This is a genomic window from Pseudomonas sp. 02C 26, assembly GCF_002843585.1.
GTDB classification, from domain to species: Bacteria; Pseudomonadota; Gammaproteobacteria; order Pseudomonadales; family Pseudomonadaceae; genus Aquipseudomonas; species Aquipseudomonas shirazensis.
The window spans coordinates 5238756-5250599 of record NZ_CP025262.1 but is presented as its reverse complement, the minus strand read 5'-3'; the positions used below and the strand labels follow the sequence as shown (position 1 = coordinate 5250599).

General features: G+C 60.3%; 11 protein-coding genes. 1 reads left to right on the top strand and 10 read right to left on the bottom strand.

Annotated elements, in window-relative coordinates; all coding sequences use genetic code 11:
- Nucleotides 1–5 precede the first annotated feature (5 nt).
- From cfaB to pobA, 3 genes are all read right to left on the bottom strand, one after another.
- Entirely contained in the window at nucleotides 6–1190 is a 1185-nt protein-coding gene (gene cfaB / locus CXQ80_RS23945; RefSeq protein WP_101322808.1) for a C17 cyclopropane fatty acid synthase CfaB, read from the bottom strand.
- An 86-nt stretch (nucleotides 1191–1276) separates the two neighbouring features.
- Nucleotides 1277–2002: a transporter substrate-binding domain-containing protein gene (locus tag CXQ80_RS23940; RefSeq protein ID WP_101322807.1), complete on the bottom strand. Its 726-nt coding sequence runs from the start codon at nucleotides 2000–2002 to the stop codon at nucleotides 1277–1279.
- A 61-nt stretch (nucleotides 2003–2063) separates the two neighbouring features.
- The gene (gene pobA / locus CXQ80_RS23935) at nucleotides 2064–3248 is read right to left on the bottom strand and encodes a 4-hydroxybenzoate 3-monooxygenase (RefSeq protein WP_101322806.1); all 1185 of its coding nucleotides are present in this window, start codon (nucleotides 3246–3248) and stop codon (nucleotides 2064–2066) included.
- A 131-nt stretch (nucleotides 3249–3379) separates the two neighbouring features.
- Between pobA and CXQ80_RS23930 the strand changes: the two genes are divergently transcribed.
- On the top strand, nucleotides 3380–4249 hold the full coding sequence (locus CXQ80_RS23930; RefSeq protein ID WP_101322805.1) for a helix-turn-helix domain-containing protein: 870 nt from the start codon (nucleotides 3380–3382) through the stop codon (nucleotides 4247–4249).
- Nucleotides 4250–4254: 5 nt separating this feature from the next.
- Here CXQ80_RS23930 and CXQ80_RS23925 read toward each other — a convergent pair whose 3' ends face one another.
- From CXQ80_RS23925 to atpD, 7 genes are all read right to left on the bottom strand, one after another.
- Nucleotides 4255–4731: a nuclear transport factor 2 family protein gene (locus CXQ80_RS23925; protein WP_101322804.1), complete on the bottom strand. Its 477-nt coding sequence runs from the start codon at nucleotides 4729–4731 to the stop codon at nucleotides 4255–4257.
- Nucleotides 4732–4791: 60 nt separating this feature from the next.
- Nucleotides 4792–5361: a TetR/AcrR family transcriptional regulator gene (locus tag CXQ80_RS23920; protein WP_101322803.1), complete on the bottom strand. Its 570-nt coding sequence runs from the start codon at nucleotides 5359–5361 to the stop codon at nucleotides 4792–4794.
- Nucleotides 5362–5719: 358 nt separating this feature from the next.
- Complete coding sequence (gene glmS, locus CXQ80_RS23915) at nucleotides 5720–7555, bottom strand: glutamine--fructose-6-phosphate transaminase (isomerizing) (RefSeq protein WP_101322802.1); 1836 nt, start codon at nucleotides 7553–7555, stop codon at nucleotides 5720–5722.
- A 1-nt stretch (nucleotide 7556) separates the two neighbouring features.
- Nucleotides 7557–8333, bottom strand: a complete 777-nt coding sequence (locus CXQ80_RS23910) for a DeoR/GlpR family DNA-binding transcription regulator (RefSeq protein ID WP_101322801.1) — start codon at nucleotides 8331–8333, stop codon at nucleotides 7557–7559.
- Between the two features lie 173 nt (nucleotides 8334–8506).
- Nucleotides 8507–9874, bottom strand: coding sequence for a bifunctional UDP-N-acetylglucosamine diphosphorylase/glucosamine-1-phosphate N-acetyltransferase GlmU (gene glmU / locus CXQ80_RS23905; RefSeq protein ID WP_101322800.1), 1368 nt, complete (start codon nucleotides 9872–9874; stop codon nucleotides 8507–8509).
- Between the two features lie 120 nt (nucleotides 9875–9994).
- On the bottom strand, nucleotides 9995–10414 hold the full coding sequence (locus CXQ80_RS23900) for a F0F1 ATP synthase subunit epsilon (RefSeq protein WP_101322799.1): 420 nt from the start codon (nucleotides 10412–10414) through the stop codon (nucleotides 9995–9997).
- Nucleotides 10415–10458: 44 nt separating this feature from the next.
- The gene (gene atpD / locus CXQ80_RS23895; protein ID WP_101322798.1) at nucleotides 10459–11835 is read right to left on the bottom strand and encodes a F0F1 ATP synthase subunit beta; all 1377 of its coding nucleotides are present in this window, start codon (nucleotides 11833–11835) and stop codon (nucleotides 10459–10461) included.
- Nucleotides 11836–11844 lie beyond the last annotated feature (9 nt).

Below are 11844 nucleotides of genomic sequence, written 5' to 3'. Positions count from 1 at the left end.
GGCGCTCAGCGATACAGATCTTCGCGCGTCCATGGCAGATCGTGGTGGCCATCGGCATAGGGTTTGACCGCGAGGATCTGGTGCAGGTTGATCCAGCCCTTGCTGAAGGCATAGGCACACCCCGCCAGATACAGCCGCCAGATACGCAGAGTCTTGGCCGGCACTATCGCCGCTGCCCGGTGCAGCTGGTGCTCGAGGTTTTCACTCCACTGATGCAGGGTCCTCGCGTAATGCAAGCGCAGGCTCTCGACATCCACCACCTCGAGCCCGGCGGTGCAGATGCTGCTACTGATCATCGACAGGTGCGGCAGCTCGCCATTGGGGAACACGTAACGGTCGATGAACGCGCCCGCCCCTCTGCCCACCGGTCGGCCATCCACATGCCGCGCCGTGATGCCATGATTCATCACCACCCCACCCTCACGCACGGCGCCGAACAACGTCTGGCAATACAGGTCGAGGTTGGCATGGCCGACATGCTCGAACATGCCGACACTGACCACCTTGTCGAAGCGTCCGTCCTGCGGCAGATCGCGATAGTCGAGGATCTGCAGATCGACCCGCTTGGTCAGCCCCTCCTCCTTGACCCGCTGGCGCGCCAGCTTGAGCTGCTCCTTGCTCAAGGTGATGCCGAACACCTTGGCGCCATACTCACGCGCAGCGAAACGCGCCAGCCCGCCCCAGCCACAGCCGACGTCCAGCAGGTAGTCGTCCTGCTGCAGGCGTAGCTTGCGACACAGGTGGTCGAACTTGTCTTGCTGGGCCTGATCGAGGGTGTTGTCCGGCTCCTTGAAGTAGGCGCACGAGTAGGCCATGTCCTGGTCCAGCCACAGCTGGTAGAACTCATTGGACACATCGTAGTGGTAGGAGATGGCCTGCGCATCGGTGTGCTTGTCGTGCGCGGAGCGTACCGGTGCGGTGTCCTGCTGCCCCACCAGCAAGGCATCGCTGAGCTCATCGCAGACCCGGATCGCCTCGCCGATGTCGCCTTCCAACTCCAGCTTGCCTTCAACGAACGCAGTGCCCAGCTCACCCATGCTGGGGTGGCTGAGCTGGCTGATCAGTTGCGGTTCCTTGATCAGGATGGTGACCTGAGGGCTAGGCCCCAGATCGAACTGATTGCCATCCCAAAGCTTGAGACGCAAGGGTAAATGCAGCTGCTGCAGTGCGGGTGGAAGTTGCGCTTGCATGAAGAGTCCCCCGTGTGATGTTCGGACGTCTTCGCAACAGGGTAGTACAGCTACTCAGCCAGGGAGCTGACGCTGGTCGGCCAGGGTCAGCGAGGCGCGCTGACGTCGGCCTGACCGCTCGCCAACAACGCCCCACGAACAAAGCCTTGCGCCAGGCGTCGCTCGATGAACCCGCGAACGTATGCAGCGCCGGCATCCCTGCCGCGTGGCACTGCCATGGCCTGGCGAATAGCGGTAAACGCGCCGTCCATTACCCGGTACTCAGGGTTACCCAAGGCAAACTGCTCCAGCGGCTGACGCACCCCTGCAGCGGCATCCAGCCCATTGGCGATGAACAGATCCACGGCGGCAGGGGACGTGTCTGCACGCTCCAACTGCGCATGCTGCAGGGTACGGGACAGATACAGATCATAGGCCGCGCCCTTGCTCACAGCGATACGGGTTTGAGCCTGATCGAGCTCGTCCACGTGCTGCCAGGCTGAATCACGCTTGACCAGATAAGTACCTTCGATGAGCACATAGGGCTCGGTGAAATCGATCTGAGCGGCCCGCACCGGCTCGATCGCCAGGAACGCAACACGCCACAGGTCTTGGTCCAACGCCGCAAACACCTTGCCGGCGGCGTCGAAGCCGGTTATCTGCAATTCGACACCGAGTTCAGCGGCCAGCGCTTTGGCCAAGGCAACGGACACGCCCAAGGGTGTGCCATCAGCGCCCTGCTGGGCGAGGACCGGATTGCCGTAGTTGATCGCAACTCGCAGCGTTCCTTCGGGAGCAAGATCGGCGAGTACTTCTGGGGTCATCCCGTGCATGTCAGTGTTCCGCTGCAATGGCTGGCTGGATTGCCGAGGGTATAGGAGTGGCGACCATCATTCACTCCACCGCCTCGTACGGCAAGCCAACATAGTTCTCCGCAATGGTTTTACGCCCGGCTTCCGAGCTCACGAAGTATTCCAGTTCGGTCTGCTGCATGCGTTGGCTGAAGGCGTCGGTGCCCGGGAATTGATGCAACACCGAGGTCATCCACCAAGAGAAGCGTTCGGCCTTCCAGACTCGGCGCAGGCAGATCTGCGAGTAACGCTCGAGCAGGTCCTGGCGGCCTTCGTGGTAGTACCTGAGCAGGATTCGGTAAAGGGTGCTGACGTCGCTGGCGGCCAGGTTCAAGCCCTTGGCGCCGGTAGGCGGGACGATGTGGGCGGCATCCCCGACCAGGAACAGGTGGCCATACTGCATTGGCTCGACCACGAAGCTGCGCAGCGGCGCGATGCTTTTCTCGATGGAGGGGCCGGTAATCAGCTTGGCGGCAACGGCTTCGGGCAAACGGCTCTTGAGTTCGTCCCAGAAGCGCTGATCCGACCAGTCCTCGACCTTTTCATCGCTGGCGACCTGCACGTAGTAACGAGTGCGCGTGGGCGAGCGCATGCTGCACAGGGCAAAGCCGCGCTCGTGGCTGGCGTAGATCAGTTCTTCGTTGACCGGCGGCGTATCGGCCAGAACGCCCAGCCAACCGAACGGATACACCCGCTCAAATTCCTTGAGCACGCCGTCCGGGATCGATTTGCGGGAAACGCCGTGATAGCCATCGCAGCCGGCGATCAGGTCGCAGTCGAGGCGCACCTGGTTACCGTCCTGGATGAACGTGACGTAAGGCTTGTCGCCCTTCAACTCGTGCAATTGCACATCGCTGGCGTCGTAGTAGGTAGGCGCACCACTTTGCCGGCGAGCCTGCATGAGGTCACGGGTAACCTCGGTCTGGCCATAGATCATCACGGTCTTGCCGCCAGTCAGTTCGCGCAGGTTGATGTGCTCGACACGACCATTGAAGGCCAGCTCGAAACCATCGTGCACCAGCCCTTCCTGATCCATCCGTGCACCAACACCCGCCTCGCGCAGCAGATCAACCATACCTTGCTCAAGCACGCCGGCGCGGATCCGGCCGAGGACATAGTCAGGGCTCTGGCGCTCGATGATCACGTTGTCGATACCGGCGTTTTGCAGCAGTTGGCCGAGCAGCAGTCCAGACGGACCCGCCCCGATAATGGCAATTTGAGTCTTCATTGTTCTTATCCTCATGAGCCGGGGCTCAGGGTTACGATTAGTCGTTCTGTATTTTTCGCAGATGGAGGTTCCATAAGAAGGCACTTTCTGTTTTATTTTTAGGACTTTTCGAGGATCTGCGGATATCGGCAATGGCGAACGTGAATGGTATCCCGGTTTTCAAGCTCTACGGCGAGACGTCCTGGCCGACGCCAGATCTGATCCACTGCGAGTCGATTCCTGAGCGCAGTCGTCTGCATGACTGGGAAATCAAGACCCACCGCCACGGCGATCTGGCGCAATTGCTCTACGTGCAGGCCGGGCAGGCCCGAGTCCTGGTCGAAGATGTCGAACAGCAAGTGAGCGGTGGTGCCTTACAGATCGTTCCGGTGATGAGCATTCACGGGTTTCGCTTTTCCGAGGACATCCAAGGCTATGTGATCAGCCTGGCCAAGCCGGTACTCGACCGCTTTGCGCCGCTGCTCGAAGGCAAGCCAATGGCTGAGGCACACTGCTACCTGGCTGGCGAAGACCGAGCCTACCTGGAGCAGTTGTTCGCCCAGTTGACCGAGGAATACGTATTGCGCCGACCGGAGCGCGACTTGATGTTGCAGTCGCTGCTGTGTGCCCTGCTGGTATGGATCTCACGGCGTGCTCGCGAGCGTGCTCAGCACATCGCGAAACCCCGTGAGCGCGGGATGCAGCACCTTGATCATCTGGCGCAGCTGATAGAAAAGCACTTCCGGGAACACCAGCAGATTGATGACTACGCCCGGCAGATCGGCGTCAGCACTGCCCACCTCAATGCGCTGTGTCGGCAACTTGCCGGCCAGTCTGCGCTGCAACTGGTCAACCAGCGGGTGATCCTCGAGGCCAAGCGCAACCTGGTCTACACCTCAATGACCATCGGCCAGGTGGCCGACAGTCTGGGCTTTGCCGAACAGGCTTACTTTTCGCGCTTCTTCAAGCGGGCTACCGGGCTGACGCCGAAGGAATTCCGGCTGCAACGCCGGGAGGTTTAGATGCTTTACAGGCCAAGCTCGGTCAGACCTGGGTGATCATCCGGGCGGCGGCCCAGTGGCCAGTGGAACTTGCGCTCGCTTTCCTTGATAGGCATGTCGTTAATGCTGGCGAAACGACGATGCATCAGGCCATCCGATTCGAACTCCCAGTTCTCGTTACCGTAGGAGCGGAACCAGTTACCTGAGTCATCATGCCACTCATACGCGTAGCGAACGGCGATGCGATTATCGGTAAAGGCCCAGAGCTCCTTGATCAGGCGATAATCGAGTTCTTTTTTCCACTTGCGGGTGAGAAAGCCTTTGGCTTCTTCGCGATTGGCGGCAAATTCAGCGCGGTTACGCCATTTGGTATCCAGCGTATAAGCGAGCGAGACTTTCTCGGCATCCCGGCTGTTCCAACCGTCTTCAGCCAGTCGAACTTTTTCAATCGCTGTTTCGCGAGTGAAAGGAGGAAGTGGCGGGCGAGTTTGGGCATTGGACATGGTCGTGACTCCAGTCGAGCAGGATAGATAAGTTTGAGTTTTTTCTCTGCAGCTCAAGCGTTAGGGCGTGAACTCTTTCAGCAACATCCGCGCAACGTCCTTTGCATCATCAGCAGCGTGATGATCACCCATGACTCGCGCCATGGTGATTGCGCCTTCCATCAACACCAGTAGCTGCCTGGCTAACACCAACGGTTGCTCGGTGTTCAATTGCTCGGTCAGTTCAAGCGTGTAGTCCAGGAGCTTTTGCTTGTGCAGCTTTGCGATCTGGCGGATGGGATCATCGGGATTCCCAACCTCGCCTGCTGTATTGATGAAGGCACAGCCACAAAAACCCTCGGATTCGAACCAGCCCTTTAAAACAGAGAACATAGTAAGCACACGGTCATACGGCGTAGCCGCTTTGTCGCACTCTGTTCTAAACCATTGCATCCATCGCACATCGCGCGCACTCAGCGCCGCAGCGGCCACCTCATCCTTGGTAGCGAAATGGTTGTAGATGCCCTTGCGGGACACGCCAGAGGTCTTCACCAGTAGATCCATGCCTGTTGCATGAATACCGTTCTGGTAAATGAGTTTTTCGGCGGTTGCGAGGATCTGGTCTCGATGATCTATCGTTGGTCTGCCCATGGATTAAATGTAGAACGATCGTTCTCTACATTCAAGCAGCAACTGCTGAATTTTCGAATAGATGAGTGAGCGCTGGGGAAAGGCAAGTAGCCGGCATATCACCGTGGGGGGGGGCGAAGATGGCGGTGAGATCGGTGTCGGCGGCAACATGCCCGCAGTTGTAGCGATGAAGGCAAGGGCTCAGGCTGCGAGCCAATCGCAACCGGAGCAGCCTTGTCGCCCCGGTTGTGTTCCCACTAACTATCCGCTGGCGGCGTACAGATCTACTCTGGATCGCGGGCGAGTGGTGTATCCGGGAGGGCGTTTATCTCGCGTCAGCCATATTGCATGGCCAACCAACCGCCCTCCCAGCTTCACATCACTCCACCGTAACCGACTTAGCCAAGTTCCGCGGCTGGTCGACATCAGTCCCCTTCAACACCGCCACGTAGTACGACAGCAACTGCAGCGGGATGGTGTAGAGGATCGGCGCCAGCGCGTCGGCGATGTGCGGCACGTTGATCACGTGGATGCCTTCTGCATTGCTCATGCCGGCGTGCTCATCGGCAAACACCACCAGCTCACCACCGCGGGCGCGGACTTCCTGCAGGTTGGACTTGAGCTTCTCCAGCAGTTCGTTGTTCGGCGCGACGGTGACTACCGGCATGTCGGCGTCTACCAGCGCCAGCGGGCCGTGCTTGAGCTCGCCAGCTGGGTAGGCTTCAGCGTGGATGTAGGAGATTTCCTTGAGCTTGAGCGCACCTTCCATCGCTACCGGGTACTGCGCGCCGCGGCCGAGGAACAGGGTGTGGTGCTTGTCGGCGAACAGCTCGGCGATCTTCTCGACCACGCCGTCCATCGCCAGCGCTTCGCCCAGGCGAGTCGGCAGGCGGCGCAGCTCTTCGACCAGCTCTGCTTCTACACCGGCGTCAAGGGTGCCACGCACGCGGCCGAGGGCCAGGGTGAGCAGCATCAGCGAGACCAGCTGGGTGGTGAAGGCCTTGGTCGAGGCAACGCCGATTTCCGGGCCAGCCAGGGTCAGCAAGGTCAGGTCGGACTCGCGCACCAGCGAGCTGATGCCGACGTTGCAGATGGCCAGGCTGCCGAGGAAGCCGAGCTCCTTGGCGTTGCGCAGGGCGGCCAAGGTGTCGGCAGTTTCGCCCGACTGGGAAATCGACACGAACAGGGTGTCTGGCTGCACCACGACCTTGCGGTAGCGGAACTCGCTGGCGACTTCGACCTGGCAAGGGATGCCGGCCAGGCTTTCCAGCCAGTAACGGGCGACCATACCGGCGTGGTAGCTGGTGCCGCAGGCAACGATCTGCACATTGCGTACTTTGGCGAACAGCTCGGCGGCTTGTGGGCCGAAGGCTTGCACCAGCACATGGTCACCGCCCAGGCGGCCTTCGAGAGTGCGCTGCACCACCGCTGGCTGCTCGTGGATTTCCTTGAGCATGAAGTGGCGATAAGTGCCTTTGTCGGCTGCTTCAGCGCCTTCGTGGTACTGCACGGTTTCGCGTTGCACCTGTGCGCCGGCCTGATCCCAGATGGTGATCTGGTCGCGGCGGATTTCGGCGATGTCGCCCTCCTCCAGGTACATGAAGCGGTCGGTGACCTGGCGCAGGGCCAACTGGTCGGAGGCGAGGAAGTTTTCGCCGTGGCCGAGGCCGATCACCAGCGGGCTGCCGCTGCGTGCGGCGACCAGGCGGTCCGGCTGCTTGATGCTGATCAGCGCCAAGCCGTAGGCACCATGCAGGCGCTTGACCGCAGCCTTGAGGGCGTCGGCCAGGTCTGGTGTGCTTTTCAGGTTGTGATGAATCAGGTGGACGATGACTTCGGTGTCGGTCTGCGAGGCAAACACGTAACCCAGGCCTTTGAGCTCTTCGCGCAGCTCTTCGTGGTTTTCGATGATGCCGTTGTGCACCACCGCCAGTTCATCGCTGGAGAAATGCGGGTGGGCATTCTGCTCGGTAGGCGCGCCGTGGGTGGCCCAGCGGGTGTGGGCAATGCCCAGCTTGCCGGCAAGGGGCTCGGCGGCGACGGCGGCATCCAGCTCGCTGACCTTGCCGATGCGGCGGCGGCGTTGCAGCGCGCCGTTCTCGGTCAGCACAGCCAGGCCAGCGCTGTCGTAGCCACGGTACTCGAGGCGCTTGAGGCCTTCGATCAGAATGGTCGTGATATTACGTTCAGCAACGGCACCAACGATTCCACACATATTATTGCTCCTGGCTGATCGCGGCGCAGATCAGGTTAATGCCGCGGGCTTTGAATGCTTCGCGCGCCGCCATGGGCAGGCGCTCGTCTGTAATAAGGGTACTGATGCTGCTCCACGGCAGCTCCAGGTTAGGGATCTTGCGTCCGACCTTGTCCGACTCGACCATCACGATCACTTCGCGGGCAACTTCGGCCATCACGCGGCTCAAACCGAGCAGCTCGTTGAAGGTGGTGGTGCCACGCTGCAGGTCGATGCCATCGGCGCCGATGAACAACTGGTCGAAATCGTACGAGCGTAGTACCTGCTCGGCGACCTGGCCCTGGAACGACTCCGAATGCGGGTCCCAGGTGCCTCCGGTCATCAACAGCACCGGCTCGTGTTCAAGGTCACTGATGGCGCGGGCTACGTTGAGCGAGTTGGTCATCACCACCAGGCCGGGCTGGCGGCCCAGCTCGGGGATCATGGCGGCGGTGGTACTGCCGCTGTCGATGATGATCCGGGCGTGCTCGCGGATCCGCTCCACGGCGGCGCGAGCGATGGCCTGCTTGTAAAGGGATACGGGTTGCACAGCTTCGGCCAGCAGCTCCTGCGGTACCGGTACCGCGCCGCCATAGCGACGCAGCAGCAGGCCATTGCTTTCGAGCGCAGCCAGATCCTTGCGGATGGTCACCTCGGAGGTTTCGAAACGCTTGGCCAGGTTATCCACACTCACCTCGCCTTGCTCGCTGAGCAGGGCAAGGATGTTATGACGGCGCTGGGGGGTGTTTCGTTTCGACATGACAGGTTAAGTTTCGATTCGAAAGATAAGTAGGCCAATCAAAACCTAACTCGGTCTCTTCGTCAAGCGCTCTTGCGCCTGTGGGTAACTTTCGAAACGGATTGTCACCTGTTGAAATCAGAAAGCCGACTTACTCACATAAGTCGGCTTTGTGATTAACGGCTGTGGATAAATCAGTTCTTGGTGATTTTCACTGGGCGCTTCCAGCCGTCGATATTGCGCTGACGGCTACGCGCGACTGCCAGCTGACCGGCCTCGACGTTTTGATTGATGGTCGAACCGGCCGCGGTAGTGGCGCCGTCCAGGATATCCACAGGCGCGACCAGCGAGTTGTTCGAGCCGATAAAGACGTCCGCGCCCAGCACTGTCTTGAATTTGTTGGCGCCATCGTAGTTGCAGGTGATGGTGCCGGCGCCAATATTGGTGCGTGCACCGACCTCAGCATCGCCCAGGTAGGTCAGGTGACCGACTTTGGCACCCTCGCCCAGATGAGCGTTCTTCAGCTCAACAAAGTTACCCACATGCGCTTTGGCATCCAGCACGCTGCCCGGGCGCAGGCGCGCAAACGGGCCAGCATCGCTGCCCTCGCCCAGCACCGCACCTTCGATATGGCTGTTGGCCTTGACCACAGCACCCTTGCGCAAGGTGCTGTTCTTGATCACACAGTTGGGGCCGATCTGCACGTCATCCTCGATCACCACCTTGCCTTCGAGAATCACGTTGACGTCGATCAGCACATCCCGGCCGACTGTCACCTCGCCGCGCACATCGAAGCGGGCCGGATCACGCAGGGTCACGCCCAGCGCCATCAGGCGGCGACCTTCGCGCAGCTGGTAATGACGCTCGAGCTCGGACAACTGGCGGCGGTCGTTGGCGCCCTGCACTTCCATGGCATCGTGCGGCTGCTCGGTAGCGACCACCAGGCCGTCTGCCACAGCCATGGCAATGACGTCGGTGAGGTAGTACTCGCCCTGGGCATTGTTGTTGGACAAACGGCTCATCCAGTCGCTCAGGCGCGCAGCCGGCATGGCCAGGATTCCGGTGTTGCCCTCGGTGATCGCCTTCTGTGCCTCGCTGGCATCCTTGTGTTCGACGATCGCGGCAACCTGGCCCTGAGCATCGCGGACGATGCGGCCATATCCGGTCGGGTCTTCCAGGTTGACGGTGAGCAGGCCCAATTGCTGTGGGCTGACCTGGGCCAGCAGGCGCTGCAGGGTTTCCACTTCAATCAGCGGCACATCGCCGTACAGCACCAGCACGGTGTCAGCGGTCAGCGCCGGGATGGCCTGGGCGACGGCATGGCCGGTGCCCAGTTGCTTGTCTTGCAGGACGAAGTTGAGGTCGTCTGCTGCCAGGCGTTCACGAACCATCTCGGCACCGTGGCCGATGACTACATGAATGCCTTGCGGCTTGAGCTGGCGCGCGCTGTGGATAACATGGCCGAGCATGGAGTTGCCGGCTACCGGGTGCAGCACTTTAGGCAGTGCCGAACGCATGCGGGTGCCCTGGCCTGCGGCGAGAATAACGATATCGAGTGACATTGACTGGCTACCAATCCGGGGCGGTCAGCGCTGTGACCGAAGAGAAATTTCGGAAAAAGAAAAAGGGTAGCCGAGGCTACCCTTTTACTCAATCGCAACGGAAGCGTCGGCCAGGGCCGATTACTTCCCTTTGCGCATCTGCTGGACGGTACGCAGCTGAGCTGCGGCCTCGGCCAGACGCGCGGCAGCAGCGCCGTAGTCGAAATCAGCGCTTTTGCTGTTCAGGGCGTTCTCGGCAGCCTTGAGGGCTGCTTGGGCCTGAGCTTCGTCCAGGTCGCCAGCACGTTGCACGGTATCGGCAAGCACCTTGACCATGTTCGGCTGGACCTCGAGGAAACCACCAGAGATGTAGAACACCTCTTGGGTGCCACCCTGCTTGGTCAGCGTGATCGGGCCTGGCTTGAGATTGGTGATCAGCGGCGCGTGGCCCGGAGCGATACCAAGATCACCCAGGTTACCGTGCGCAACTACCATCTCGACCAGACCGGAGAAAATCTCTCCTTCTGCGCTGACGATATCGCAATGGACTGTCATAGCCATCTGCTTGCCTCAACCTGATTGGCGCCCCTTGCGGGGCACCGGGATTACAGTTTCTTGGCTTTCTCAACAGCTTCTTCGATGCTGCCGACCATGTAGAACGCTTGTTCTGGCAGGTGGTCGTAGTCACCTTTGAGGATGCCGCTGAAGCCTGCGATGGTGTCTTTCAGGGAAACGTATTTGCCTGGAGAACCGGTGAAGACTTCGGCCACGAAGAACGGCTGGGACAAGAAGCGCTGAATCTTACGAGCGCGGGATACCAGCTGCTTGTCTGTTTCGGACAGTTCGTCCATACCCAGAATCGCAATGATGTCCTTCAGCTCTTTGTAGCGCTGCAGCACGTACTGAACGCCGCGAGCGGTATCGTAGTGCTCGTTGCCGATCACGTTCGGGTCCAGCTGGCGCGAAGTCGAGTCGAGTGGATCGACCGCTGGGTAGATACCCAGGGAGGCGATGTCACGGGACAGAACGACGGTGGCGTCCAAGTGGGCGAAGGTGGTCGCTGGCGACGGGTCGGTCAAGTCGTCCGCAGGCACGTATACAGCCTGGATCGAGGTGATCGAACCTTCCTTGGTCGAAGTGATGCGCTCTTGCAGTACGCCCATCTCTTCAGCCAGGGTCGGCTGGTAACCTACTGCCGAAGGCATACGGCCCAGCAGTGCGGATACTTCAGTACCGGCCAAGGTGTAACGATAGATGTTGTCGACGAACAGCAGAACGTCGTTACCTTCGTCACGGAACTTCTCGGCCATGGTCAGGCCGGTCAGCGCTACGCGCAGACGGTTGCCTGGTGGCTCGTTCATCTGACCGTAGACCAAGGCTACTTTGTCGAGAACGTTGGAGTCCTTCATCTCGTGGTAGAAGTCGTTACCCTCACGAGTACGCTCACCCACACCGGCGAACACGGAATAACCGCTGTGCTCGATGGCGATGTTACGGATCAGTTCCATCATGTTTACGGTCTTGCCGACACCGGCACCACCGAACAGACCAACCTTACCACCCTTGGCGAACGGGCAAACCAGATCGATAACCTTGATGCCGGTTTCGAGCAGGTCGTTGCCGCCTGCCTGGTCAGCGAAGGAAGGTGCGTCGCGGTGAATACCCCAACGCTCTTCTTCGCCGATCGGGCCAGCTTCGTCGATCGGGTTGCCGAGCACGTCCATGATCCGGCCCAGGGTCGCTTTACCGACCGGGACAGAGATGGCAGCGCCGCTGTCGACTACAGCCAGACCGCGCTTCAAGCCTTCGGTCGAGCCCATCGCAATAGTACGAACCACGCCGTCGCCCAGCTGCTGCTGAACTTCCAGGGTGGTTTCCGCGCCTTGAACTTTCAGCGCGTTGTAAACACTCGGTACGCCGTCACGTGGGAATTCCACGTCGATGACGGCGCCGATGATCTGAACGATACGTCCGCTACTCATAGCTGGATC